The following is a 25972-nucleotide window of genomic DNA, read 5'->3' as shown; positions in this document are numbered from 1 at the left end:
GTCAGCCTGCGGCTCAGGCGGCGCGGTGAAGCAACCGGTCCAGCCGCGCGTCGAGATAGAGCCGCACAGCTTCCGCCACATGCTTGGCGCCCAGCTTTTCCATCATATTGGCACGATGAATTTCCACGGTGCGCGGGCTGATCTCGAGTTCCCTGGCGATCAGCTTGTTGGAAGAGCCGTTGACCAGCAATTCGAGTACTTCCCGCTCCCTTTCCGACAATCCGCAGATCCGTTCCCGCGCTTCTATCATGCGCCGTCGTGCAAGTGTTTCACCCGGGGCGCGGTGCTCCACACGCGACAACATGGCAGCGAATTCTTCCTCGGTGATCGGCAGGACGAGATAATCCAGAGCGCCCATGCTGACGGCTTCAACCACATCGGAGACCGAGTTGGCGACCGAGGCGATCACCAGCGGCAGCGATACGCCGAGCCGGTCCAGCGCGCCCAGGACCGCTGCCGGGCCGCCGTCGAGTTCATCGTCCCGCGCGACGAGAACCCCTTCCCGGGGCGGGTGTTTCGCGATCTCATCGAGGCTTGCATAGACTTCCGCATGATAGCCAAGCGCAAGCGCCAGCCGGGCGGCCTCCGCCCGTGCCTTGATGTCTCGTTCGACAAAGTGAATGGTAAAAACCTGTCCCATGCCCTCAGTAATGTGGGCATGCCCCCTGGCATGCGCTCCGACTTGGCCCCGATTCAGGATAATAAGATACCGTAAATTCGCACCAATATGTCAGAACCAGTGTAGAAATCGGTCCGAACTGGATTTGAATTACGGAATTGCCCTTAAGGAACGTCCCGAAACGAGGGATTCGAACAGCCGTATGGGGGATTTAAGCGGGGGTATCGAAGCGATAATCCGGCAAAGCGTGGACCGCATCCTTGAGCGAGTTGCCCCACATTGAAGAAATCGAAAGGAAATAGGGATCATCCTTCTCGATTCGCCGTTCGTGCAAAGGCGTGAAGCAGTCCCGCGCCACCACCAGCAGATCAAGCGGCATGCCGACCGAGAGATTCGCCTTCAGCGTCGAATCGAAGCTGACCATCAGCAGCTTCACCGCATCCTCGAAGTCCATCTCCCGCTCATAGCCACGCAGCAGGATCGGGCGCCCATATTTCGTTTCACCGATCTGGAAGAAGGGCGTGTCCCAGCTGGCTTCTATGAAGTTGCCCTCGGGGTACAGCAGGAACATGCGCGGCTGCATGCCCTTGATCTGCCCTGCAAGAATCATGGAAGCCGTGAAGCGCCCCTCGCTCTCCATGCCATTCCCGGCCTGCGAGGACTGGATGGTGGAGCGCAGCAGCCTCCCCACTTCCACCGCCACCTGGAACATGGTGGGAGCCTCGAGCAAGGAATTCTGCCGTTGATCAGGCGCCTTGTTGTGCTCCTCAAGCTGATTGATCACGGCCTGCGTCGTCGCCAGATTGCCGGCGGTCATCAGGGTGAGGATGCGTTCACCGGGCACTTCCCAGTGGAACATCTTGCGAAAGGTGGAGATGTTGTCGACGCCCGAATTGGTGCGGGTGTCGCTCATCAGCACCAGCCCCTTTTCCAGCATCATGCCCACGCAATAGGTCACTTCAAATCCCCTGACACATACCAATCAGCTGCCATTGCGGGCGAGAACTCCGCTGGCAACGCACCCCTCAACGAAGATTACTGTTCCACGCCCTGTTGTTCTACCGCCAATACGACATGCAGTTCCTGCTCTGCCGTACCGAAGCTGATCCCGGTAACCGGTGCCGCCTCCGCATAATCCCGCCCCGTCGCGACGCGAACATAGCGGGGATCTGGGCTGATTCCGTTGGATACGTCGAAGCCAACCCAACCAAGCCCTTCGACATGAGCCTCAGCCCAGGCATGGGTCGCCTCCTGATGCACCCGGCCATCCATCATCAGGTACCCGGAGACATAGCGGGCGGGAATATCGAGCGCGCGGGCCGCGCCGATGAAGATATGCGAATGGTCCTGACAGACCCCTACGCCTTCGCTGAGTGCTTCCTCGGCCGTCGTCTGAACATGCGTCACCCCGGTTTCGTACCGCACCATGGAGTGGATGGCGGACGAAAGCTCGTGCAGCATGGCAAGCGTATCGCCATCCCTTCCCCGAACCTGCCCCACCAACGAACGCATCTTCGCGCCCGGCTTCGTCCGTTCGGTCTGCGAGAGGAAGACCCAGAGCGGTAGATGTCCGGAGTGCCCCCCGATCACCCCGGCCTTGTCCTGGGTTTCGACCAGCCCCTCGCAATGTATCGCCACTTCCTGCACACCCGGCAGCACCGCGATCAGCGCGGTATGGTTCCAGTTCTGGTCATCGTATTCCAGTTCCAGCGCAGCCCCTTCGTAGGTCATCGACCATGAAAGTATCTCCTGCCCGCGGGTAGCCTTGGGGGTGAGGCGAAGGCGCTGGAGCCCGTGTGCAACGGGTTCTGCGAAACGGTAATGCGTCGTATGGCGGATGGAAAGGCGCATGGCTCAGGCGATAAACCGGTAATCGGTGGCAATGGAGGTGGCGATGGCCTCGTTCTCGCTGATGAAGGCCGTGAGAAATTCATGCAGCCCTTTGTCAAAGATGGAATCGATGGTTGCCTCGCACAGTCTGCGGTCCGCCTCGCGCATCAGCGTGTGGCATTCCCCCCTATTGTGATGCAGTTCGGCCAGAGCCTTCAGATTTTCCCGCAAGGCATCGTAGCAGAATGCCAGGCTGCGCGGGAAACGACGGTCGAGAATCAGAAATTCGGCGATCCCGCGCGGGTCCATCCGCCCGGCATTGAGCCAGCGATAGGCCCGCTCTGCCGAAAGGGAGCGCAGCACCGTGTCCCATTGCCCGGTATCGAGGCTAGACCCCACATAGGCAAGCGAGGGCAGCAGCAGATAATATTTCACATCCAGGATACGCGCGGTGTTGTCAGCCCGCTCCAGAAAAGTCCCTGCCCGTGCAAAATGGTAGATTTCATTGCGCAGCATCGAGCCATAGGTCGCCCCGCGCACCAGCGTCGCCTCGCGGCGGATGGATGCCAGCACACTGCCCAGGCTGGCCTCGCGCACTGGTCGATCGAGCAGGTCGCCCAGCACCATCCATGCCTCGTTGACCGCTTCCCACACCTCGGCCGTTATCGAAGTACGGGCGCTGCGTGCATTGGCCCGGGCGGCCTCGATCATGCCGAGGACGTTTTGCGGGTTCTCCCTGTCACGCAGCACGAAGTTGCAGACCTGCGCACCGGAATATTCGCTATGCAGTTCCTGATAGGCAGTCTGTTCGCCAAGCGTGACGATGACCGAGCGCCATTCCTCATTGGCAGCATCCGCGCCGCGCGTCAGCGCCATGCGAAAGCCCGCCTCCAGCAGGCGCGCGGTATTCTCCGCCCGCTCCAGATAACGGAACATCCAGAAGATCGAATTGGCCGTCCTGCCTAGCATTCCCCGCTGCGCCCCTCAGTCTTCCAGAACCCAGCTGTCCTTGGTCCCGCCCCCTTGCGAGGAATTGACCACCAGCGAGCCTTTTTTGAGTGCCACGCGGGTAAGCCCGCCCGGCGTTATGTCGATTCCATTGGGCGAGACGAGTACGAAGGGCCGCAAATCCACATGGCGCGGTGCGAGCCCGGCCTTGGTGAATATCGGCACGGTGGAAAGCGCCAGCGTGGGCTGGGCGATGTAATTATCCGGCCGGGCCTTCAGCTTGTCCCTGAAACGGGCGATTTCCCGGCTGGAAGATGTCGGGCCGATCAGCATGCCATAGCCGCCCGATCCGTGGACTTCCTTCACTACCAGATCGGCGATGTTGTCCAGCACATAGGCAAGGCTGTCGGCCTCGGCACAGCGCCAGGTCGGCACATTGGGCAGCAGCGGCTTCTCGCCCGTGTAGAACTCGACGATCTCCGGCATGAAGCTGTAGATCGCCTTGTCATCCGCAATGCCGGTGCCCGGCGCATTGGCAATGGTGATCCCGCCCGAACGATAGACGTCCATGATCCCCGGCACGCCCAGCATGGATTGCGGGTTGAAGGTCAGCGGATCGAGGAAATCGTCGTCCACCCGGCGGTAGAGCACATCGATCGGCTGGAAGCCCGCCGTGGTGCGCATCTGCACCCGGCCATCGACCACGCGCAAATCGCTGCCTTCCACCAGTTCGGCGCCCATCTGGTCCGCCAGGAAGGCATGTTCATAATAGGCCGAATTATAGATCCCCGGCGTCAGCACCGCCACTACCGGCTTGTCCGATGCTGCATCGGGCGCGCAGGCCGCTAGGCTCTTGGCGAGGCGGCGCGGGTAATCGGAAACGGACTGGACGTGAATCCTGGCGAAGAGTTCAGGGAACATCGCCATCATCGTCTCGCGGTTTTCCAGCATATAGGAAACGCCGCTGGGAGTGCGGGCATTGTCTTCCAGCACCATGAACTCGTTGGGCCCAGTGCGGACGAGGTCGATTCCGACGATATGCGTGTAGACCCCGCCCGGCGGCGTAAAGCCGACCATCTGGGGCAGCCACGCAACATTGCCTTTGAACAGGCTGAGCGGGATGCGCCCGGACCGCAGAATTTCCTGCCTGTGATAGAGATCGTGCATGAAGGCGTTGAGCGCTCTCACCCTCTGTTCGATCCCGCGGGAAAGCCGTCGCCATTCTGTTCCGGTAATGATCCGGGGAACCATGTCGAAGGGAATCAGCCGCTCTTCCGCGTCATCATCGCCATAGACATTGAAGGTGATCCCGGTTCGTCGGAAGAACTGTTCGGCCTCGCGGCTCTTGCGCCGCATGAGGGCCGGATCCTGTTCTTCCAGCCAGGTTACGTAGTCCCGGTAAGCCGGACAGATTGCCCCGTCGGCCTGCCGCATCTCGTCGAAATTAGGCTCCGGCTTTATGCTCACTGCCCCTTATGTTGCAGTGCAACAATTGCACGGAACTTGGCGCCTGCCAAGGGGTCAAAATCGAGTCAGGTCAGATGTTTTCCAACTCGGCCAGAACTGCCTCAATCGCCTCGTCCGAATAGGCAAAACCCATATGACCGCAACGCAGGGCAATCGCTTTGTCGCGCTCGCCGGGGCGACCGCAGGAACTGCGGGGCGAGACGATTCCGTCACGCGGGCTCCACAGTGCCACGGTGGGCACGGGCGGCTTGACGGATATATCCGCGACAACCGGCGGTGCCTCCACCGAATGGCCTGTTATCAGGTGATAGATTCGCCAGACATTATTGGCCTTGGGATTGCCCGAGAAGGGCGAACCCATCGTCACCACCTTGGCGATTGCCTCGGGGTTACGCTTGGCGACTTCGCGGGCGAAAATGCCGCCCAGGCTCCAGCCGACCAGCACTACCTGCTCGCCATAGCGGCGATGGAGATCGAGCACGCGCCGGGCCACCATGTCGAAATTCTCGGGCGAGGGCCCCATGTTGAAGCCCAAGCCCCAGTTCTTCACTGTATGGCCGGCCATTTCCAGATGCTGCGCCAGCCGCCGCAACCGTACCGGATGAGTTGCGAAGCCGGGCAACAGCATGACCACGCGCGGATTGGCGCTGCGGCAGATTGCCGGGCCAGCGACCTTGCGCTTGAGCGGTCGGGTAAGAAATTGCAGTTCGCCCAGCAGATGCCTGAGCGGCGGGCCGTGAATGCCATGGGGCTGCGCCTCGACCACCAGCGCCGCGCGCGCCTTGATCGCGCTCAGCCAGTCGCCTGCCGGCGGCATGCGCGATGGCTGGTGCCCATGGGCACCCCGGCGCGGCAAGGCGCCCGCACGGTTCCGACTCAGCGAGTTCATGCCGGAACTGTAACAGAAATGACTTATTCCAGGCTGAACGAATCTGCCGGCGTCATGAAACTGTAGTATTTACCGATCGTCCGACTGCACTTTCCTACACATCCGCAAATGGCGTTTATGCTGTCCGATGAACAGCCCTGCCCTCGCCCTGAATCCTAAGCTTCCCGCCTGTGTCGCCCCACCCCGACAGCGCTTGCGGAACATGCACGAAAACCCGAAACGGAAGGTTACGTCCAGGACAACGCATACCCGCGAAAAATGGCTCGAAACCGCGTCGAATGGGGGTGACACGCTTCGCACGAAAAGGGGCATTTCCCGGCCTGAGAGGGTGACACATCACCCCCGGCAATCAGCCTTTGCATTCTCCGATGCGTTCCGAAACCATGCGCATCTTCATATGCATTTTGCCGCCGGGCATGTCGGGAATGACCTGATCGCCTTCCACCGTCATGTCGCTGCCGGTGGAATTGAAGCTGCCATTCAGAGTGAATGTGCCGGTGGCGCCCCGCTCTCCGTCGCACTTCATCACCGCGTCGATCTTGCTGCCCGACACGGCGAACTTCTCGTAAGTGCAGTTGTTTTCATTACTCATGCCGCGCTCGGTCAATTGCTTGAGCGCTTCCTTCGATTCCTCGGGCGTGAGGCAATCGGTCAGCGTCATGCGGCCGGACGACATGGACTTCTTCATCTGGGCAGCCATGGCCTCAGGCATGCCGGGCACGCTCATCTCCAGAATTTCCACCGTCTGCTTATATTCGCCCGGCTGAGGCATCTCGATACCCGCCGCTGCTATTGCTTCGGCAGGGTTGGCGCCCTTGCCTTCGACATCCCCGCCAGCCGCAGTTTCTTCCTTCTTGCCGCAACCGGCAAGGGCAAGCGCCGCCACCATTGGCAGGAAAACCAGTTTACGCATCAAATCGATCCCTTCGAATTACGGACGGATGACGCGACCCATCTCCTCGCGAATACCAAGCCACCGCCGTTCTGCCAACGCCCCGTTGCGGAACGCATGCAGAACGGCCATATATCGCGCCATGGCCGAACTCGTTATCCGCAGGGGGCTGGAAGAGCCCGATACTTCCGGCACCTTTACGCCGCACAAGCCCGTTCGTCCGGAGAAATCCGACGGGGGCCGCCCGTTCAAACTGGTTTCGGATTATGAACCGGCAGGCGACCAGCCGACCGCCATAGCCGAGCTTGTCAGCGGCATTCGCGATCAAGAGAAAACGCAGGTACTGCTGGGCGTTACCGGCAGCGGCAAGACCTTCACCATGGCCAAGGTGATCGAAAGCCTGCAGCGCCCTGCCCTGATCCTGGCGCCGAACAAGATCCTGGCCGCCCAGCTCTATGGCGAGTTCAAGAGCTTCTTTCCTGAAAACGCCGTCGAATATTTCGTCAGCTATTACGATTATTACCAGCCCGAAGCCTATGTGCCGCGCAGCGACACCTATATCGAGAAGGAAAGCTCGGTAAATGAGGCGATTGACCGGATGCGCCACTCCGCCACCCGCGCCTTGCTGGAACGCGATGACGTGATCATCGTCGCTTCGGTATCCTGCCTTTACGGTATCGGCTCGGTCGAAACCTATTCGGCCATGATCTTCGACCTGAAGAAGGGCCAGTCGGTCGATCAGCGGGAGATCATCCGCAAGCTCGTCGCCCTGCAATACAAGCGCAACGACGCCGCTTTCGCGCGCGGCAATTTCCGTGTGCGGGGCGACAGCCTGGAAATCTTCCCCAGCCACTATGAGGACATGGCCTGGCGGATCAGCTTCTTTGGGGACGAGATCGAGGAGATCAGCGAATTCGATCCGCTGACCGGCGCCAAGGGGGCCAGCCTCAACAGCGTGCGCGTCTATGCCAATTCCCACTATGTCACGCCCGGCCCCACGCTGAAGCAGGCGAGCGAGGCGATCCGGTTTGAACTGGCGGAACGGCTCAAGGAACTGGAAGCCGAAGGCAAGCTGCTGGAACATCAGCGGCTGGAACAGCGCACCAATTTCGACCTGGAAATGATTGCGGCCACAGGCAGCTGCGCGGGTATCGAGAATTACAGCCGCTTCCTGACCGGACGCCTGCCGGGCGAGCCCCCGCCGACCCTGTTTGAATATCTGCCCGAAAATGCGCTGCTATTCGTCGATGAAAGCCACCAGACCGTGCCGCAGATCGGCGCCATGGCCAAGGGAGACCATCGGCGCAAGCTGACGCTGGCCGAATATGGCTTCCGCCTGCCGAGCTGCATCGACAACCGCCCGCTGCGCTTCAACGAATGGGACGCGATGCGCCCGCAGACCGTGGCCGTGTCAGCCACGCCCGGCAATTGGGAGATGGAGGAATCGGGCGGCGTCTTTGCCGAACAGGTGATCCGCCCCACCGGCCTGATCGACCCGCCCGTCTTCATCCGCCCGGTGGAAGATCAGGTGCAGGATTGCATCAACGAATGTCGCGAAACGGCGGCCAAGGGCTATCGCACGCTGGTCACCACGCTCACCAAGCGCATGGCGGAAGACCTTACCGAGTTCATGCATGAGGCGGGGCTCAAGGTCCGCTACATGCACTCCGACGTAGAGACGCTGGAGCGTATCGAGCTGATCCGCGATCTGCGCATGGGCGTGTATGATGTGCTGGTGGGCATCAACCTGCTGCGCGAAGGGCTCGATATTCCGGAATGCGGCCTCGTCTGCATTCTGGATGCGGACAAGGAAGGTTTCCTGCGCAGCGAAACTTCGCTCGTCCAGACCATCGGCCGCGCCGCGCGTAACGTGGATGGCCGGGTGATCCTCTATGCCGATCGCATGACCGGCAGCATGGAACGCGCCATCGCCGAAACGGACCGCCGCCGCGAAAAGCAGCGCGCCTATAATGAGGAACACGGCATCACGCCGCAGACGATCAAGCGCCAGATCGCCGACATCGTCGCCCATACAGCCAGCCGCGACGGCGTGCTGGTGGAAATCGAGGCGGAAGACGGCCGCAACAACCTCGTGGGCCACAATCTGCGCGCCTATATCGAGGACCTCGAAAAGAAAATGCGCGCCGCCGCCGCCGATCTCGAATTCGAGGAAGCCGGCCGTCTGCGCGACGAAATCCGCAGGCTGGAAGCCGAAGAACTTGGCTTGCCGGATGACGAGAAGAAAGCGCCGCTGGTGGGGCGAAGTAACGAAGGCAAGCCGGGAACGCGGAAGACGCGGTATGGGAAGACCCAGCGGAAGTGGGGGCGTTGAGAACTAGTTCTAAAAAGTTCTAGAACATTCGCAAAAGTTCCGCTACTCACTCCATGTCAGGAGGTGGGATGCGGAAAATTGATGTCAGCACTGAAGTCTTTGCAAAGATTTGGGCACAGCGCATCGCCGGTGAGGAAAGTGAAGACGAAATCCTCAAGCGCCTTCTTGGGGTTAAGGCTCCAGATAACTCGCAAGCGGCGAAGGCGTCCAAGGGAGGCAGCATCATTCACTCAGCTCTCTGGCGTCAGGATGTTCGGCAAGGGCTGCAGAACTTAGGCGGCTCTGGGCACCTTAAAGACATCTATCAGGCCGTGCGTGATATTAGGCGGAAGCACGGACGATCGATACCTCCCAACTTTGAAGCCATAGTCCGGCGCGAACTTGAGCAGAATAGCGCGGATGCGGGAGCGTATTTGGGGAAACGCAACTGGTTTCGTTCAGTAGACGGCATTGGTTCTGGTATTTGGGCTGTGCGCGAAGAGTCTGAGCAATGATCCGTTCTTTCGCCGATCCCGAAACCGAACTCATCTGGACAGGCCGACAGAGCCGCAAGCGACCGCCGGATATCCAGAACACAGCTCGGCGTAAGCTGCGGCTACTGAACCGCACCGCGAACCTTTATGACCTTCGCATTCCAGCCGGAAATCGCTTCGAACAGTTGAAAGGCTTTACGCCTTCGCGATATAGTCTACGCATCAACGACCAATGGAGGATCACCTTCATCTGGTCTGACGGAGGCGCGGACGATGTCCGGATCGAAGACTATCACAGGGGATGAAGGCCTGCTGGACAACGTCCATCCGGGCGCGATCCTGCGTGAGGATTTTCTGATCGGCAGCGAAATCCCGTTGGATGAGGTTTGCGCAGGCGCGGGTATTGACCGTGAACGCCTGCAGGCGGTGCTTTCGGAAGAAGAGCCGGTTGACGCGAATATCGACCTTCGACTGGCGCGCTATTTCGGCATGAGCGAAGGCTTTTTCCTGGGATTGCAGATTGATTTCGATCTGGAAGAAGAGCGGCGCGCACATGGCGAGGAACTCTCCCGGATCACACGTCGCGCGGCTTGACCGTCCAATTCCCCTGAAATTGCCAGAACTGCTCGTGCCCCGCCATCCAATCGCACTTTTCATATTCGCCGCCCCCCTCCTCCTCTCCGCCTGCGACCGGCCGCCGGTGCAGCGGATCGATCTGGAGGATGCGCAAAGCGCAGCCTTGCTGGCGATCAGCCCGTCACCCAACAGTGAAGGGGCAGCGTGGCACATCTCGGTTGATGGCAAGGGGATCGACTTCGGGCAGGACAAGCAGCAGCCCTTCCTGTCGCTGCGCTGTCTTCTGGCCAAGGCTGCGCAGCCGCAGCTGGAGATTATTCGTCACGCTCAATCCGAACCCGGCGCGCGGGCGCTCTTCGCGGTCATGGGGAACGGCATCATCGCCCGGCTGAAACTGGATGCCACGCTCACCAAATCAGCGGGCTGGCGCTGGGAGGGGCTTTATCCCGCCGATGCGCCGGAACTGGACGTGTTCACTGGCCAGCGGAATATCGAAGCCACTTTGCCCGGCTCTGGCACGTTGAAGATCGCGGGCAGTTCGCTGCCGCGCGAGTTCCTGCAATGGTGCCGCCTGGGCGGGCTTGCCGCATCGCTGCCCGCGGAACCGCCTGCGACGCCTTTGCCCGGCGTCTAGCTCGCGCCCGCCAGTTCCTTGAGGCTTGCGGGCGTCAGCACCTGCGGCAATTGCTGCGGCTCCCCGCCGCCTGCCGGATACCACAGGTAAAGCGGCACCCCGCCCGCGCCATGGGCGGACAGGAAGCGGGTGATGGCTGGATCGCGCCGGGTCCAGTCCCCTACCAGCGCGACAACGCCAGCCTTCTCGAAAGCCTGCTTCGTCTCCTCCCGCTCGATCGCCACGCCTTCATTGACCTTGCAGGTCAGGCACCAATCGGCAGTGAACCACACGAATACCGGCTTGCCGCTCGCCCGCGCCTCGGCCAGCGCCGTCTCACTGAAGGGCCGCGCAGCAATGATGCCGGTTTCAGCGGATGGCGGTGGTGCCATGCTCTGCGGCAACACCAGCGCACCGGCCAGCGCCAGCACCGGCACCGCGCCAGCCACCAGCGGCCATGTCTTCTGCCCGGCTCTCTGCCTGCGCCCGGCGACTATCAGAACAGCAAGGAACAATACGGCCAAACCCACGGCCACCAGCAGGAAGGGCCAGCCGCCCAGCCGCCACGCCAGCCATGCCAGAGCCATGGCGGTGAGCGCCATCGGAACAGCCATCACCTTGCGGAACGTGTTCATCCACTTGCCCGGTCGCGGCAGGCGGCGGCGCAGGGCCGGAATAAAGCCGAGCGCCAGAAAAGGCAGTGCAATGCCAAGACCCAGCGCGGCGAAGAGCAGCATGGCCTGCGCGGCAGGCAGCAACAGCGCCGCACCCATCGCCGCCGCCATGAACGGCCCGGTGCAGGGCGTGGCCACGAAGGCCGCCAGCAGGCCGGTGGCGAAAGCGCCCATCGACTGTCCGCCGCCCGAAACAGAAAGGGAGGGCAGCTCGTAAAGCGCGGCAAAATTGGCCGTGATCGCTACTGCCAACACTAGCAGGGCCGCTACCACGCCGGGTTCCTGCAACTGAAAGGCCCAGCCGATCTCCGCGCCGCCAGCGCGCAAACCCAGCATCAATGCGCCAAGGCCGAGGCAGGCGAGGACTACGCCCGCCGTATAGGCCAGCCCTTCCCGCCGGGCCTCCGCCTCGCTTTCACCCGCGCGGGCAAGGCTCATCGCCTTGAGGCTCAGGATCGGGAAGACGCAGGGCATGATGTTGAGCAGAAGGCCGCCCGCCAGCGCCATTGCCAGCAGCAGCGGGAATGCAGGAAGGCCATCGACCGCGCCCGACGTGGCGGTTTCCAGCACTTTCCCGCCCGGTGGCACGGCGCCCGGCTGCCCGGCGAAGCGAATGCCGTTGCCATCATCGTCGAGCTTGAGGATGCCCGAAATCGCCTCTGCGGAAGGCTGCGCGTTCTTTGCCAGCGCCAGTTCCGCCACCAGGGTGTTTCCCTGTCGGCGGAAGGTCTGGGGGGCAGCATAATCTATCAGGCCATTTTCCGCCAGAAACAGGTGGGGCGCAGCGATCTCCAGCGATTCCGGAAGCGGGATCGCAATTCGCAGCTTGTTGCCTGCAAAGGCAAAATTAGCCGAGCGGTCGAGCAGCGGGGGAATCGCAGTGCGCCATTGGTCAAAGCGCGGTTCAATAGCGCCGCCCGCCCCGACCTTGATCGTAGTGGCCATGAGCGCCTGTTCCGGAACGCAAATCTTGTCCGTACAGGCGAGCCAATTGGCATGCACGGTCACCGGAACCGTGGCCCCCACAGTTGCGCTCGACGGCACCGAAAGCGTCGTCAAAATGGCATAGGGCCCTTCGAAAACGTGGTTCATCATGCCGGAGATGAGCAGGGTCTGCGGCACAGGATATTCCAGTTCCCCCGCCTGCCATCCCGGCGGCAGCGACCATTCCAGCTCCATCCCGTAGCCCGCATCGCCGGGGTTGGACCAATAGCCATGCCAGCCCGGCTCCGGCTTCATTACGAAGGCAAGCTGCACCCTGCCGCCCGGCGTGGCGGGCCCCTGCGCCACCAATTCGCCCGCAATGTGGTTCGCACGCCCCTGCGCCGCCGCGGGCACGGGAGAGAGCGCCGCGACCAGCAACGCAAGCAGCAGGGAGATGCACCGGATTGCCGCCATGGCAAGATGTCTCTTTCGTCGGTTAAGGTAGCACTTGTCTCGCAAGGGACTCACGGCGTAGGGCCTGAGTTCCCAACCCGCAAGGAAGGCAGATGGACGAGAGGCGAGAATTGCTGATCCTGGGCGGCGGCCTTGTGGGCATGACCCTGGCCCTCGCCGCCGCGAAACAGGGCATTGCCAGCCATGTGGTGGACCGTGCCGATCCGGCGGAGCTGACGGCGGACGGGTTTGACGGGCGCGCCAGCGCCATCTCCACCGCCAGCTGGAACCTGTTCTGCAATATCGGCCTGGGCGACAGGCTGGAGCCGTATGGCTGCCCGATCGATTCGATCGCGGTCACCGATGCGATGCGCCCCGGCAAGATCGATTTCCGCCCGCAGCCCGATGAAGGCTCGCTGGGCCGCATGTTCTCCAATCGCGACCTGCGCCTTGCCCTGTTCGAGGCCGCCAGGGACGAGAAGCTGATCGCCTGGCACGCCCCCATCGACGTGGTTAAGCGTGAACGGGGCGAACATGGCGTTTCCGCCACCCTGTCAGACGGGCGCGTGCTCCATGCCAGCCTGATGGTGGCCGCCGAAGGCCGCCGTTCCCCCACGCGGGACGAGGCCGGGCTGAAGTTGGCCCATTGGGATTACCAGCACCGCGCCCTGATCGTGGGGCTGGATCATGAAAAATCGCACGGCAATGTCGCTTGGGAAATCTTCTATCCCACCGGCCCCTTCGCCCTGCTGCCGATGCGCGACGGGCCCAGGGGAGAACACCGCAGCGCCTTGGTATGGACCGTGGCGGAAAAGGACGCGGCAGGCACGCTGGCGCTGTCCGAGCGGGCCTTCCTGGCCGAAGTCGAGAAGCGGATGCAGGGCATGTTCGGCAAGATCAGCCTCAACAGCCGGATCTCCTCCTATCCGCTGGGCTTCCAGCATACGGCGCGGATGACCGGGCAAAGGCTGGTGCTGGCGGGCGACGCAGCCCACGGCATCCACCCCATTGCCGGGCAGGGCCTCAATCTGGGCCTGCGCGATGTCGGCGCGCTGGTGGAAGTGCTGATGGACGGGATGCGCCTTGGCCTCGATCCGGGCGATGCACAGATTCTGGAACGCTACGAACGCTGGCGCAGTCTCGACAATTTCACCGTTTCCGCCACTTGCGACGGGATCACCCGCCTGTTCGGCATCCAGGGCCGCACCGCCTCCGCCATCCGCCGCTTCGGCATGGCGGGCGTGCAACGGATTCCTGCGCTGAAGAACTTCTTCATGGATGAAGCACGCGGGATGAGCGGCAAGCTGCCTTCACTGCTGCAGGCTTAGGGGTAGATCCGGCAACTGATCGGGAATGCGGCCGGAAGTGGTTCGACCGGAACAAATCCGTTTCAGCCACGCCCCTACCCTTCGTCGTTCCCCTTCAGAAATATGCGGAACACAAACGCCCCGCCACCGTTGCGACCTTTCGCTACACTTGCAGACCTATGCCTGCATTCCTGCGCGGGTTAGGCATCGCGTGCACAAGATCGAATCGCGATCAGGGAGAGAAATGATGAAGTTCAAGGCAATCCTGGCGTTCCTCGTTGCGGGCAGCATGACCGCAACGGCAGCGGCGCAGCAGACCGGCGCAGGTGCGCCTCCGCCCCGCCCCGCAGGCGCCCCGGCGGCCCCGCGTTCGATGCTGCCCCCGCCAGAGCCGATCGAACACATCACCGGCAACGTCTACAAGATCTTCGGCGGCGGCGGTAACACGCTGGTCGTCGTTCAGCATGACGGCGTCATCCTGGTGGACACCAAGATGCCCGGCAACGGCCAGGCAATCATGGATGAAGTCCGCAAGATCACGGACAAGCCGATCAAGACGATCATCTGCACGCATAGCCACCCCGACCATACGGGCAGCACGGATTTCATCCGCGAACTCTATCCCAATGTCCGCATCGTGATGAGCGAAGGCACCAAGGCCGAACTGGCGGCCAATCCGCAGGGCAATCCCAAGCTCCTGCCGACCGAAACCTACAAGGACCGCCTGACTATCGGTGAGGGTGACGAGCGGATCGAACTGTTCCATACCGGCGTGGGCCATACAGGCGGCGACACTTTCGTGGTGGTTCCTGCTGCCAAGCTGCTGTTCATGGGTGACGTGATGGCCTGGAACATGGCCCCGTTCCTTCCCGCTGGCGGCGCAACCGCAATTGCCGTCGAAACCGAGAAGCTGGTCGATGCCGTGAAGGACATGGGCATCCAGATCGTGGTTGAAGGCCATGGCCATGTGAATGACTGGGCGAGCCTGGTGCGCCTGTCCCACTTCAACCGCGCCCTCGTAACCGCCGCGAAGGCCGCCTATGATCGTGGCGACCCGCCGGGCGCGGCCGTTGCCGAACTGAAGCGCAATCCCGAATTCGCACCGCTGCTCGACACGCATATCAAGAAGGGCCTCGAATATGGCAACACGCCGCTGGCCCGCGCGCATATGAACGTGAACGTCGCCTACACCGAGTTCGCGGGCGAGCAGGCCGGCTTCGGCATCGCCAATGGCGCGCCCCTGCCCGCGACGGACAAGCACAAGGGTTCCGACCCTAAGGATACCGCTCCGCCCACGCCGGAAATGCTGGCCGCTGCGGTAGCCAAGTAAGCCACTTCAGCCGGACGGCGGGCTGTTGCACGCCGTCCGGTCATTCATGCCATGCGCACAAGGCTGAGCATCTGCCGGAAGAAGGCTTCCTATCGCACGCAGGACGATGCGCTGGCTGCCATCGTTGCTTCGGGGCTGGACCTGCGCCTCTATCGCTGCGACCGTTGCTGGCAGTTTCATCTGACAAGCCGCCGCAAGGGCAAGCGCCTGCCGAGGATGGCAGGTTAGTCTCTTACTCCCCTTCGGAAGCGGCCATCAGATCCATCAGATTGCGCGCGGCTTCCCGGTCAGCCTCATCCTTGAAGGCGACATCGAGATCGGGCGCCTGCCCCAGCATGTAGAGCAGGGTCCATAGCGCAAACCGCCGCGCACGGTCCGTCTCCAGCCCGAAATCCACCCGCATCCGGTCAAGCCCGTCGGCCTGAACCGCAGGCGAGACCTGCGAAAGGTCGGCAGTGCCGAAATAGCGGCGAAGCTGGTCGTCCAAATCCATTGGCCATGCCTAGCGGTTTGGACCGGGAAAGGGAATGGCGGGCCCGCCCGCATCGTGGGAGAAGCCTAGGCTTTCCCCACCATCCCCCGCTCATCCGCCCGCAAAGTCAACACCTCAACCCCGCTTGAGGTAACCGCCACAGTGTGTTCGAACTGGGCGGAAAGCGACCCGTCACGGGTGACCACAGTCCAGCCATCATCCTCGGTGCGCACGGCGCGGCGCCCCTGATTGAGCATCGGCTCGATCGTGAAGGTCATGCCTTCGCGCAGGACCATGCCAGTGCCGGGACGGCCGAAATGCAGCACCTGCGGGTCTTCATGCATTTCCTGCCCGATGCCGTGGCCGCAATATTCGCGCACCACACTATAGCCGTATTTCTTGGCGTGACGTTCGATCGCGGCGCCGATATCGCCCAGCCGCGCGCCGGGGCGCACGGTGCGGATACCCTGCCACAGCGCCTCGTAAGTGCCGCGCACCAGTCGCTTCGCCGCTGGGTGGACTTCCCCGACAAGGAAGGTCTTGCTGGAATCCGCTATATAGCCGTTCTTCTCCAGCGTGATGTCGAGATTGACGATATCGCCATCCTTCAGCACATCCGCCGCCGACGGAACGCCGTGGCACACGACGTGGTTCACCGAGGAATTGAGGACAAAGGCAAAGCCATATTGGCCCTTGCTGGCGGGCCGGGCCTGCAAATCCTCCACGATGAACCGCTCCACCAGCGCATCGATCTCCAGCGTCGATTTTCCCGCCAGCGGCGTACGGTCCAGCATTTCAAACACCGATGCCAGCAGGCGGCCGGATTCAGCCATCAGGGCAAGTTCGTAAGGCTGCTTGATCATGTGCCGGTCAGCGCCAGCGGTTGAGGCGTTACCCCGGCGGAGCGCAATTCCCGCTCCATGATCTCGGTGAAGCTGAGCGTGGGATTGGTTTCGCACAGCATGCCCAGCCTGATCCAGAACGCGGCCTGCGCGTTGATGGAGCGGCAGGAAACCTTGCTCGCCCGGCGCAGCTGCTCGTGCAGCTCATCTTCAATATTCACGATGCCCATCGGGGCCTCCATATACGATTCGTATATGGTCCATATATTCCCAAGAGGAAGATGCCAAGGGGCAGCCCGGATGGGCCCGCTCAGTTCAGGGTTTTCAGCTCAGGGCTGTACCGGGCTCGGCTGCATCACCGGCCTGCCCTGACCGTCCCGCAGGCGGGCCTCGTCGGAAATGGCGGTGGTTTCCAGCAGGTCCAGCGCATCCTGCGCGGCGGCATAGCGCCTTGCATCGGCGATCCAGCGCCGTGCCGGGGCGGAATCCGCGCCGGGAAGATTGCTCACTTCCGCCGCTGCCGCCGCGATGCGCCCTGTTTCCAGGAACATGCGCGCCCGCTCCATCCGCTTGACCGGCTGCGGGGACGGAGTCGCCTCGTGCCGCACGATGAACAGTTCGGACAATTCGCGCTTGATCTGCGTCCAGCTCAACCTTCCGCCCGAGCTATCCATCAGTTCGGGCGAAAGCCCGTCCAGCCGGGCGACCAGCTGGTCCAGCGTGACCGGGGTTTTCGCCGCCTCGATCACAATGCGCACCGCATTGGGATGGGCATCGCCGAAACGCAGTTTGAGCTGATCGGCCAGCCCATCAAGATCCCGCCCGCGTTCGATCGCGCGGCGCGCGGAGAAGGCGATCAGCAGCGCTTCGGACCGGGCGGAATTGCCGGCAACCGATTGCGCCTGCAGCGAAAGCTGGTCCAGCCGCTGTTCCAGCGCGACCACGCGCGCCTCGATCCCGCCCTGCTGCTGGGCGACCTGTTCCATTTTCTCCGCCGTCTGGGCGGCGGCTTCGCTGCTGGTGGGTGCATTGTCGCCGGGATGACTGCCCAGCAAAGGCTGGCGGCCATCCGACGGTGGGGCTTCCGGTGCTGACGCGCTAAAGCCGGGCAGGAAATCGAGCCCGCCCTGCCATGCGACATAACCAGTCGCCGCGACGCCCACCGCGAAAGAGAGGATCGCCGCGCCGATCAGCAACCCGCTGCCGCCGGTCCGGCGCTCGGGTATGCGGGGCCGCGCCCGGTTGAGGAATTCTTCTTCCATATAGTCCTTAGTCGACCCGGACTTGCCGCACCCTGGCTATGTTATGGCACGGAACAGTCCCAGTTCAATGGCACATGTCTTGCGCGAGTGCCAATAGCGCAGCCTCATTCGGCGCTGAAGCGGAGCGCAGCTGCGCCCAGCCCGGCCCCGCGGCGGCGGCGATGCGCGGGCCAAGTGCGGCCAGCGCGATCCGTTCCTTGCCGATGCCAAGCCGGTGGCATTCGCACGCAAGATGCCCTGCTGCGTCGGCAGAGTAAAGCAGCACGACCGGATCGCCTTCCTGCAACGCCTGCGCCATGTCCTCCGGCATAGGCAAAGCCACGCTCTGATATATGACCCGCGTGACCAGCACGATGCCCAGCGGCGGGTTGAGCGGCACGTGTTTCTCCCCGGCAAGGCGCAGCAGGGTCAGCGGCTGACCAGCCAGCCCGTTCAGCACCTGCTGCAAGCCGCCTGCCCCCACGCTCGCCGCCCGGAACCCCGCCGCGCGCGCGGCATCGGCGGTGGCCTTGCCCACGGCATGGACAGGCTTATCCGTAAATGCAGCCAGCCCCGGCCCGCCCAGACGGAAGGCATTGGCGCTGCCCACCAGCAGCCCGTCTATCCCCTCGGGCACGGGTACGTCCCAAGCCAGCGGGCGCATTTCGAACAGGGGCCAGCCGACTATGTCCAGCCCTGCGGCACGGCCTGCCGCCAGCGTCTCCTCCATCCCCCGGCGGGGGCGAATGACGATGGCGCGTTTCACTCAGCTGAGCCGGTGAAATGCTGGCGGATAGCGGGGCCCGCGCGGGCGAGCAGTTCGGCGGCGAGGGCGCGGGGCGCATCATCGTCACCGGGCGCGAAACGCACTTCATGCTCCACACGCTCTGCCCCGTCAGGGCTGAAAATCGCGGCGCGCATGGCGAGTTGCCCGTCCGCCATCCGGCTGAGCACCGCGATCGGGCTGTGGCAGGTGCCACCCAGTCCGGCCAGCAGGGCCCGCTCCGCCATTACCTGCGCCCGGCTGGGCGCATCGTCGATGGCGGCGATCAGCGCGCGGGTAGCATCGTCATCGGCATTGCATTCGATCCCGATGGCGCCCTGCGCGGGCGCCGGCAGCCATTGATCGAGGGCCAGAGGGGTGCCAACATGGCTTTCCCCCAGCCGGTTGAGCCCAGCTGCGGCGAGCAGGGTTGCATCCGCTTCGCCCGCTTCCAGCCTGCCGAGCCGCGTCGCGACATTGCCGCGAAAGCTCACCACGCTGCAATCGGGCCGCAGATGCAGCAATTGCGCCGCGCGGCGCGGCGCGCTGGTGCCGATCCGCGATCCCGGCGGAAGGTCGGCGATGGAACCCGCGCCCACCAACACATCGCGCACATCTTCTCGCGGCAGGATAGCGGCGATGGTCAGCCAGTCCGGCCGCAAGGTCTCCACATCCTTCATCGAATGGACCGCGGCATCGATCAGCCCTTCATGCAGCCAGGCGTCGAGTTCCTTGGTCCATAGAGCCTTGCCGCCGATTTCCGCCAGCGGCCGGTCCAGCACCTTGTCCCCACTGGCCAGCACGGGGACGAGTTCCACGTCGCTCTCCTCCCAGCCATGGGCCTCGCACAGGCGACGGCGGGTTTCCTCCGCCTGGGCCATGGCGAGCGGAGAGCGGCGAGTGCCGAGGCGAAGCTTTGCGGAGGGGCGTTCTGAAGAAGTCATAGCAGCCGCTTGCCCTAAAGCGCATTTGCGTCCAGTGAAACCCCGGATGAGGAGGATCCTTGGCATCGAATCCAGCTGCGACGAAACGGCGGCTGCGCTGGTCGCCGCCGACCGGCGCATCCTTGCCCAGCGCATCGCCAGCCAGGATGAGGAACATCGCCCCTATGGCGGGGTGGTGCCGGAGATTGCCGCGCGCGCCCATGCCGAGCGGCTCGCCCCGCTGATCGAGGCGACGCTGGCTGACGCCGGCATGACGCTGGACGATGTGGACGCGATTGCCGCCACGGCTGGGCCCGGCCTGATCGGCGGCGTAATGGTGGGGCTGGTTTCCGCCAAGGCGCTGGCCATGGCCACGGGCAAGCCGCTCTATGCGATCAACCATCTGGAAGGCCACGCGCTCAGCCCGCGCCTTGCCGATGCCGGGCTGGAATTCCCCTATGCGCTGCTGCTCGTTTCGGGCGGGCACTGCCAGATTCTGCGAGTGGACGGCGTGGGCCGCTATCGCCGCTTTGCCACCACTATCGACGACGCGCTGGGCGAGGCTTTCGACAAGACGGCCAAGATTCTCGGCCTCGGCTATCCCGGCGGCCCGCAAGTGGAAAGGCTGGCGCGGGAGGGTGATCCCAAGGCCGTGCCCCTGCCCCGCCCGCTGGTCGGCAGCGGGGAGCCGCATTTCTCCTTCGCCGGGCTGAAAAGCGCCGTTCTGCGCGCCAAGGAAAGCGGCAAATATGCCGATGCCGATATTGCCGCGAGCTTTCAGCAAGCCGCCGTGGATTGCGTGGTGGACCGCCTGCGGATCGCCCTGGAGAAAATGGACGAAGGCATGGCGGGGGATAAGGACGGAGTGACCGCGCTGGTCGTGGCGGGCGGAGTCGCCGCCAATTCCGCCATCAGGGCCGCGCTGGAAGGCGTGGCGGAGCAATTCGACCTGCCCTTCACTGCCCCGCCCATGGCCCTGTGCACCGATAATGCCGCGATGATCGCATGGGCCGGGCTGGAACGGTTCGAGCCGGGCCATTCCGACCCGCTGGATATTTCCGCGCGGCCGCGCTGGCCGCTGGACCCGGAGGCCGAGACAGTGCGCGGCGCAGGAGTTAAGGCGTGAGTGCAGCTTCGATCGGCGTGATCGGCGCGGGGGCCTGGGGCACGGCGCTGGCTCAGATGCTGGCGAGCGATGGCAGCGAGGTGCTGCTGTGGGTGCGGGAAGCCGCGCTGGCCAAGGAAATCAACGAAGCCCGGCTGAACAGCACCTATCTTCCCTCCGCCGCGCTCGCCCCCTCGATCCACGCCACCAGTGAAGTGGCCGAAACTGCCGAATGCGCGATCCTGCTGGTGGTCACTCCTGCCCAGCATATGGGTGAAGTGCTGCGCCGCCTGCCCGGCACGCCGCGGGATCTGGTGTTGTGCAGCAAGGGGATCGAGGCAGGAAGCGGGCGTCTGATGGCCGATGTGGCCCGCGATGCGGTGCCCGATGCCGAGATTGCCGTGCTTTCCGGCCCTACATTCGCCCATGAAGTCGCCGCCGGGCTGCCCACCGCGGTCACGCTGGCCTGCGGCGGCGGGGAAACGCAGTGGCAGCGCCTCGCCCCCGCCATCGCCCGGCCGAGCTTCCGCCCCTATTACACCGACGATGTCATAGGTGCGGAAATTGGCGGCGCGGTGAAAAATGTCCTCGCCATTGCCTGCGGCGTGGTAGAGGGGCTGGGCCTTGGCCAGAACGCCCGCGCTGCCCTGATCGCCCGTGGCTATGCCGAAATGCTCCGCTTCGGGGAGGCGCTGGGCGCCAATCCGCATACGCTGGCGGGCCTGTGCGGGCTGGGCGATCTGGTGCTGACCTGTTCGTCCACCTCCAGCCGCAATTTCTCACTCGGCAAGGCATTGGGCGAAGGGCAGCTTCCGGCAGCCCTGCTGGCCAATCGCCGCACAGTGGCGGAAGGGGCCTCCACCGCGCCCGTGCTGGTGGAACGCGCCGCGCAACTGGGCATCGCCATGCCTATCGCCGAAGCCGTCGAGCGCCTCTTGGCAGGCGTCCCCGCCCCAGAAGTCGCTTCTGACCTGCTCGCGCGTCCGCTCCGCGCTGAGGGTCTTTCCGCGTGAGCCATACCGCGCATAATCCTGCGCCCGAAGGCGGCGACATCGCTGCCCTTGCCAAGGGCGGGCGCACAAATTTCTTTGGTTTTCTCCTGCGCCTTGCCGCGCGTATCCCGTTCCTGTTCATCGCCGGGCGTCTCTATGGCGCGGAGGCTCTGGGCCGCTTCGCTTATGCGCTGGTGGCGGTGGAACTGGCCGCGCAACTTGCCACGCTGGGGCAGAAGCGCGGCCTTGCGCAGCAGCTTTCGCGCGGGGCGCAGCCCGCTTCCCATATCATCGCCGACGGCATGGTGTTGAGCATCATTACCGGCGGCGCCCTGGCGGCGCTGCTGATGCTGTTCCCGCAGGCGATGTTTCCCGCAGGGCAATATTCGGACATCGACTGGCTGCTGCCACTGGCGGTGATACCCTTCACCCTGACCGACATCGCGCTTTCGGCCCTCGCCTATCGCTACGACATCGGAACGACGGTGAAGGCCCGCTCTGTGGTGGAACCATGGGCACTGTCCATCGCGGCGGCCGGGGCCTTCTTCCTGTTGCCGCACAGCGGGCTGGCGCTGGCCTATATCATCTCCATCTTCGCTGCCGCCATGGCCGCGCTGGTGCCGCTGTTCCGTGCCTATGGCCTGCCGCATGGCTGGGTGCCGCATCCGTTCCGGATCGGCAGGCTGGCGCTCACCAACATGCCCCTTGCCGCCGCCGATGCGGTGGAATGGGGAACGCGGCGGATCGACGTGGTGATCATGGGCCAGTTCGCCACGCCAACGGCGGTGGGCGTCTATTGGGCGGCCCAGCAGGTCGCCAGCCTGCCCTCCAAGCTGAAGAGCAGTTTCGAGCCGATCCTCGGCCCTGTCATCACACGCAACCTGATGGAAAAGAACTATCGCGCCATCGCAAAGCAGGTCTGCCAGGTGGGCTTCTGGATCACCGCCATGCAGGCCGGCGTGGCGCTGGCGCTGGGCATTCCGGGCGAGGCGGTGATGGGCCTCGTCGGGCCGGAATTCGTAGGCGGCACGGGCGCGCTGGCCTTCCTGCTGATCGCGGAAGTGGTGGCCGCCACTGCGGTCGTTTCCGAAGCGGCGCTGATCTATGTGGCGCGGATGAAGAATTTGTGGATCTCGCTTTCCACCATTTCGCTGCAGGCAGCCCTAACCGTGATCTTCATGATGGCGGTGGATCATTATCACCTGTCGGAACTCTATTATGCCGGAGGCGCCGCATTGGCGCTGGCGCTGGCGCTGGGCTTCGCTTCGATCATCAAGGGTGTCCTGCTCTCGCGCCTGCTGGGAGAACCGGTGAACAACTGGCGCTGGGCGCTGGTCTGGGCCGCCGCCCCCGCGATCTTCGTCGGCTGGGTCGCCATCCAGCTTCCCGAATGGCTGGAACTGAGCCTTGGCGTTCCGCTGATCCTCGGCGTCTATGGTTGGATGATCTGGAACAAGGGCTTCGGCCCCGAAGATCGCCTGCTGTTCCGCCGCAACGTGACCAAGAAGCAGGCTGAAGAAAGCGTGGACTGAATTTTTCCCGCTCGGGGATGGACCTTACCCTGCCTGCCGTGAATAAGTGCGGCCCCATGCACCGCACACCGCTGATCCCGCTTGCCCTTGGCGTCCTGGCTATCGTGCTGCTGGCGATCTTCGGCGCGCGCGCGACCGCTCCCGGGCTGACGGCAGGCCTTGCGCGTGAGGCGCAAGCCGCCATCGCACAGGCCGGGGGCACGGGCGTGACTGCGCGCTTTACCACCGCCAGCGGGATGCCCAGCCGCCATCCGGTGCTGATCGGCGGTAACAGGCTGGGCGCCGCTACCCGCGCCAGGGTGGCGCGTGCCGTGGCCGCGATCCCGGGCGTGGGCGGCGTGCGCTGGGACAACAGTTCGGCGCTGGCCTCCCGTGCCGCCCCGGCGGAACGGCCGCTTCACTGCGAAGATGATGTTGCCACTTTATTGCGTTCCCGCACAATCCTCTTCGAGGAAGGATCCAGCAGGATCGATGCGAGCAGCCAGGGCCTGCTGGACCAGGTTTCCGCTGCCTTGCGCCCTTGCCTTGGGGCCATCATCGCAATCACCGGCCATACCGATTCCTCCGGCGCGGAAGCAGGCAATCTCCAGCTTTCGCGGGATCGCGCCAATGCCGTGCTTACCGCCTTGGTCGCGCGCGGCATTCCGGCAGATGGCCTGAGGGCCACGGGCGTCGGTTCTGCCCGCCCGGTGGAAGGGCTGGACCCGCGTGATCCCGCCAATCGCCGCATCGAATTTTCTGTGGTGGAAAGCCAGCCGGTCAAGCCCACTCCGGTCGATACGCCCGGCCCCTGACGTCGGGCATGACAGGCCCCTTGGCTCCGGCCTTCGCACCGCTTAGGAACCCCGGAAAGGAACTATGCGCCCATGCCGATCTGGCTTGAATTACTGGTCTTGCTGCTGCTCACCTTCGCCGGCGGGCTGGCGCTGGGCTGGGCGCTGTGGGGCCGAGCGCCAGCCCGTGGAAGCGAGGAGTAGAAAATGATGGAACTGGTCGCCGCCAATTGGTGGCTGTTCGTGATTGCGCTTGTCATCGGCATTGCAATTGCCTGGTGGATCTTCGTCGCCAATCGCACGACCCGGGTGGTCACGTCCCGGCCGGATGTGCTGGAAGAGGGCTCCGCCCCCGCCCAGCGCAATCAGGCCCTGATTGACGCGCCCACGGCAACGGCGGCAGCCACGGCAGCCGCGCCGACTCCCGCACCCGCACCGGTAGCAGCGGGCGACGATCTCAAGCGGATCAAGGGCGTAGGGCCCAAGCTTGAGAAGCTGCTTCAGTCGCTCGGTGTCACCACCTATGCCGAGATCGCGGGCTGGAGCGAGGCGGATATTGACCGGATCGACGCCCAGCTGGGCAATTTCGCAGGCCGTATTCGGCGCGATAACTGGCCCGAACAGGCCCGTTTCCTCGCCGCCGGGGACGAGGCGGGATTCAAGGCCAAATTCGGAGCGGTCTGACCTCCCTCGCCGATCCCTCTTGCTAGGCTTTCCGCGGCCCGCTAGGTGACCGGTTTCAGAGGAGACTATCCCTTATGGTTCCCTTCGACTGGGCCGATCCCTTCGATCTCGACAGCCAGCTTACCGAAGAAGAACGGATGATCCGCGATGCCGCGCACGGCTTCGCCCAGTCCGAGCTGCAGCCCCGCGTGATCGATGCCTTCCGGGACGAAGTGGACGCGCCGGAACTGTTCCGCCTGTTCGGCCAGTCGGGCCTGCTGGGCGTCACCATCCCCGAGGAATTCGGCGGCGCGGGTGCTGGCTATGTCGCCTATGGGCTGATCGCGCGGGAAATCGAGCGGGTGGATTCGGGCTATCGTTCGATGGCCAGCGTCCAGTCCAGCCTCGTGATGTATCCGATCCATGCCTATGGCTCTGACGAGCAGCGCCGCAAATATCTGCCGGGCCTTGCAAGCGGCGAACTGATCGGCTGCTTCGGCCTGACCGAGCCCGATGCGGGCAGCGATCCGGGCGGAATGCGCACCGTGGCCAAGGCTGATGGCGATGGTTACGTGATCTCCGGCAGCAAGACCTGGATCAGCAATTCGCCCTTCGCGGACGTCTTCGTCGTCTGGGCAAAGAGCGAGGCGCATGGCGGCAATATCCGCGGCTTCGTTCTGGAAAAGGGTATGGCGGGCCTTTCCGCGCCCAAGATCGAGGGCAAGATCAGCCTGCGCGCCAGCACCACCGGCATGATCATGATGGATGAGGTGAAGGTGCCGGGCGATGCCCTGCTGCCCAATGTCGAAGGGCTGAAGGGCCCCTTCGGCTGCCTCAACCGCGCACGCTATGGCATTTCCTGGGGTGCGATGGGCGCAGCCGAGTTCTGCTATGCCGCAGCGCGCCAATATGGCCTCGATCGCAAACAGTTCGGCCGCCCGTTGGCTGGCACGCAGCTGTTCCAGAAGAAGCTGGCCGACATGGCGACGGAAATCACGCTAGGCCTGCAAGGCTCGCTGCGCGTTGGCCGCCTGATGGAAGAAGACCGTTTCGCGCCGGACATGATCAGCATGGTGAAGCGCAACAATGTCGGCAAGGCGCTCGACATCGCCCGCCTCGCCCGCGACATGCATGGTGGCAACGGCATTTCCGAGGAATATCAGGTGATCCGCCATATGGTGAACCTGGAAACGGTGAACACCTATGAAGGCACGCATGACGTGCATGCGCTGATCCTGGGCCGGGCGATTACAGGGCTAGCGGCGTTTTAAGTCCTCCTCACTGAAGAAGCAGAAGCGCGACTTTTATCTTCGTCATTCCCGCGAAGGCGGGAATCCAG

28 protein-coding genes are annotated in these 25972 nt (G+C 63.7%); 14 read left to right on the top strand and 14 right to left on the bottom strand.

Features of this window, described 5'->3' with window-relative positions; translation table 11 throughout:
- Nucleotides 1-13: 13 nt before the first annotated feature.
- The 7 genes from H0274_RS01455 to H0274_RS01425 all read right to left on the bottom strand — a co-directional run bounded on the left by H0274_RS01455 (nt 14) and on the right by H0274_RS01425 (nt 6666).
- Entirely contained in the window at nt 14-640 is a 627-nt protein-coding gene (locus H0274_RS01455) for a response regulator transcription factor (protein WP_226792495.1), read from the bottom strand.
- 190 nt (nt 641-830) lie between these two features.
- Complete coding sequence (locus H0274_RS01450) at nt 831-1577, bottom strand: peptidase (protein ID WP_226794412.1); 747 nt, start codon at nt 1575-1577, stop codon at nt 831-833.
- 77 nt (nt 1578-1654) lie between these two features.
- The gene (locus H0274_RS01445; RefSeq protein WP_226792492.1) at nt 1655-2470 is read right to left on the bottom strand and encodes a transglutaminase family protein; all 816 of its coding nucleotides are present in this window, start codon (nt 2468-2470) and stop codon (nt 1655-1657) included.
- Nucleotides 2471-2473: 3 nt separating this feature from the next.
- A complete protein-coding gene (locus H0274_RS01440) occupies nt 2474-3418 on the bottom strand; it encodes an alpha-E domain-containing protein (RefSeq protein WP_226792489.1) in 945 nt (314 codons plus the stop codon).
- A gap of 15 nt (nt 3419-3433) precedes the next feature.
- Nucleotides 3434-4831, bottom strand: a complete 1398-nt coding sequence (locus H0274_RS01435) for a circularly permuted type 2 ATP-grasp protein (protein ID WP_226794411.1) — start codon at nt 4829-4831, stop codon at nt 3434-3436.
- A gap of 103 nt (nt 4832-4934) precedes the next feature.
- Nucleotides 4935-5681, bottom strand: coding sequence for an esterase/lipase family protein (locus H0274_RS01430; RefSeq protein ID WP_226792486.1), 747 nt, complete (start codon nt 5679-5681; stop codon nt 4935-4937).
- A 421-nt stretch (nt 5682-6102) separates the two neighbouring features.
- Nucleotides 6103-6666, bottom strand: a complete 564-nt coding sequence (locus H0274_RS01425) for a DUF3617 domain-containing protein (protein ID WP_226792484.1) — start codon at nt 6664-6666, stop codon at nt 6103-6105.
- Between the two features lie 121 nt (nt 6667-6787).
- Between H0274_RS01425 and uvrB the strand changes: the two genes are divergently transcribed.
- The 5 genes from uvrB (at nt 6788) to H0274_RS01400 (ending at nt 10660) form a co-directional block, all read left to right on the top strand.
- On the top strand, nt 6788-8977 hold the full coding sequence (gene uvrB, locus H0274_RS01420; RefSeq protein WP_226792482.1) for an excinuclease ABC subunit UvrB: 2190 nt from the start codon (nt 6788-6790) through the stop codon (nt 8975-8977).
- 68 nt (nt 8978-9045) lie between these two features.
- A complete protein-coding gene (locus H0274_RS01415) occupies nt 9046-9471 on the top strand; it encodes a hypothetical protein (protein ID WP_226792480.1) in 426 nt (141 codons plus the stop codon).
- Nucleotides 9468-9755, top strand: a complete 288-nt coding sequence (locus H0274_RS01410) for a type II toxin-antitoxin system RelE/ParE family toxin (RefSeq protein WP_226792478.1) — start codon at nt 9468-9470, stop codon at nt 9753-9755. The genes H0274_RS01415 and H0274_RS01410 overlap by 4 nt, the downstream gene beginning before the upstream one ends.
- Nucleotides 9724-10044 carry a HigA family addiction module antitoxin gene (locus tag H0274_RS01405; protein ID WP_226792476.1) on the top strand — a complete coding sequence of 107 codons (321 nt, stop codon included), beginning with the start codon at nt 9724-9726 and terminating at the stop codon, nt 10042-10044. Before H0274_RS01410 ends, H0274_RS01405 begins: the two co-directional genes overlap by 32 nt.
- 34 nt (nt 10045-10078) lie before the next feature.
- Nucleotides 10079-10660: a hypothetical protein gene (locus tag H0274_RS01400; RefSeq protein WP_226792474.1), complete on the top strand. Its 582-nt coding sequence runs from the start codon at nt 10079-10081 to the stop codon at nt 10658-10660.
- On the opposite strand, the gene H0274_RS01395 is transcribed toward H0274_RS01400, so the two are convergent.
- Complete coding sequence (locus tag H0274_RS01395) at nt 10657-12711, bottom strand: protein-disulfide reductase DsbD family protein (RefSeq protein ID WP_226792469.1); 2055 nt, start codon at nt 12709-12711, stop codon at nt 10657-10659. The genes H0274_RS01400 and H0274_RS01395 overlap by 4 nt on opposite strands.
- A gap of 92 nt (nt 12712-12803) precedes the next feature.
- On the opposite strand from H0274_RS01395, the gene H0274_RS01390 reads away from it, so the two are divergent.
- The 3 genes from H0274_RS01390 to H0274_RS01380 all read left to right on the top strand — a co-directional run bounded on the left by H0274_RS01390 (nt 12804) and on the right by H0274_RS01380 (nt 15555).
- Complete coding sequence (locus tag H0274_RS01390; protein ID WP_226792466.1) at nt 12804-14018, top strand: FAD-dependent monooxygenase; 1215 nt, start codon at nt 12804-12806, stop codon at nt 14016-14018.
- 226 nt (nt 14019-14244) lie between these two features.
- Nucleotides 14245-15327 carry an MBL fold metallo-hydrolase gene (locus H0274_RS01385; protein ID WP_226792463.1) on the top strand — a complete coding sequence of 361 codons (1083 nt, stop codon included), beginning with the start codon at nt 14245-14247 and terminating at the stop codon, nt 15325-15327.
- A 51-nt stretch (nt 15328-15378) separates the two neighbouring features.
- Complete coding sequence (locus tag H0274_RS01380) at nt 15379-15555, top strand: hypothetical protein (RefSeq protein WP_226792461.1); 177 nt, start codon at nt 15379-15381, stop codon at nt 15553-15555.
- Between the two features lie 4 nt (nt 15556-15559).
- Here H0274_RS01380 and H0274_RS01375 read toward each other — a convergent pair whose 3' ends face one another.
- The 6 genes from H0274_RS01375 to hemC all read right to left on the bottom strand — a co-directional run bounded on the left by H0274_RS01375 (nt 15560) and on the right by hemC (nt 19589).
- Nucleotides 15560-15820, bottom strand: a complete 261-nt coding sequence (locus H0274_RS01375; RefSeq protein ID WP_226792459.1) for a hypothetical protein — start codon at nt 15818-15820, stop codon at nt 15560-15562.
- 65 nt (nt 15821-15885) lie between these two features.
- Nucleotides 15886-16662 (bottom strand): type I methionyl aminopeptidase, encoded by a 777-nt coding sequence (map, locus tag H0274_RS01370; RefSeq protein ID WP_226792457.1) that lies wholly within the window; start codon nt 16660-16662, stop codon nt 15886-15888.
- Nucleotides 16659-16871, bottom strand: a complete 213-nt coding sequence (locus H0274_RS01365; protein WP_226792455.1) for a ParD-like family protein — start codon at nt 16869-16871, stop codon at nt 16659-16661. Before H0274_RS01365 ends, map begins: the two co-directional genes overlap by 4 nt.
- A gap of 99 nt (nt 16872-16970) precedes the next feature.
- Nucleotides 16971-17903, bottom strand: coding sequence for an MICOS complex subunit MIC60 (locus tag H0274_RS01360; RefSeq protein WP_226792452.1), 933 nt, complete (start codon nt 17901-17903; stop codon nt 16971-16973).
- 64 nt (nt 17904-17967) lie between these two features.
- On the bottom strand, nt 17968-18648 hold the full coding sequence (locus H0274_RS01355; RefSeq protein ID WP_226792449.1) for a uroporphyrinogen-III synthase: 681 nt from the start codon (nt 18646-18648) through the stop codon (nt 17968-17970).
- Nucleotides 18645-19589 (bottom strand): hydroxymethylbilane synthase, encoded by a 945-nt coding sequence (gene hemC, locus H0274_RS01350; protein ID WP_226792447.1) that lies wholly within the window; start codon nt 19587-19589, stop codon nt 18645-18647. Before hemC ends, H0274_RS01355 begins: the two co-directional genes overlap by 4 nt.
- A gap of 46 nt (nt 19590-19635) precedes the next feature.
- Here hemC and tsaD point away from each other — a divergent pair, with 46 nt between their 5' ends.
- The 6 genes from tsaD (at nt 19636) to H0274_RS01320 (ending at nt 25904) form a co-directional block, all read left to right on the top strand.
- Nucleotides 19636-20694, top strand: a complete 1059-nt coding sequence (tsaD, locus tag H0274_RS01345) for a tRNA (adenosine(37)-N6)-threonylcarbamoyltransferase complex transferase subunit TsaD (RefSeq protein WP_226792445.1) — start codon at nt 19636-19638, stop codon at nt 20692-20694.
- Nucleotides 20691-21686, top strand: a complete 996-nt coding sequence (locus H0274_RS01340) for an NAD(P)H-dependent glycerol-3-phosphate dehydrogenase (RefSeq protein WP_226792442.1) — start codon at nt 20691-20693, stop codon at nt 21684-21686. The genes tsaD and H0274_RS01340 overlap by 4 nt, the downstream gene beginning before the upstream one ends.
- On the top strand, nt 21683-23197 hold the full coding sequence (locus H0274_RS01335; protein WP_226792439.1) for a lipopolysaccharide biosynthesis protein: 1515 nt from the start codon (nt 21683-21685) through the stop codon (nt 23195-23197). The genes H0274_RS01340 and H0274_RS01335 overlap by 4 nt, the downstream gene beginning before the upstream one ends.
- A gap of 56 nt (nt 23198-23253) precedes the next feature.
- Nucleotides 23254-23991 (top strand): OmpA family protein, encoded by a 738-nt coding sequence (locus H0274_RS01330; RefSeq protein WP_226792436.1) that lies wholly within the window; start codon nt 23254-23256, stop codon nt 23989-23991.
- A gap of 186 nt (nt 23992-24177) precedes the next feature.
- Entirely contained in the window at nt 24178-24654 is a 477-nt protein-coding gene (locus H0274_RS01325; protein ID WP_226792433.1) for a hypothetical protein, read from the top strand.
- A gap of 74 nt (nt 24655-24728) precedes the next feature.
- On the top strand, nt 24729-25904 hold the full coding sequence (locus H0274_RS01320; RefSeq protein ID WP_226792430.1) for an acyl-CoA dehydrogenase: 1176 nt from the start codon (nt 24729-24731) through the stop codon (nt 25902-25904).
- The last annotated feature ends 68 nt before the right edge of the window (nt 25905-25972 follow it).

It is taken from the genome of Fulverythrobacter ferritrahens (assembly GCF_020539485.1).
Classification (GTDB): Bacteria; Pseudomonadota; Alphaproteobacteria; order Sphingomonadales; family Sphingomonadaceae; genus Andeanibacterium; species Andeanibacterium ferritrahens.
Note: the sequence above shows the minus strand (reverse complement) of the source record. Positions and strands in the feature narration are given on the sequence as shown.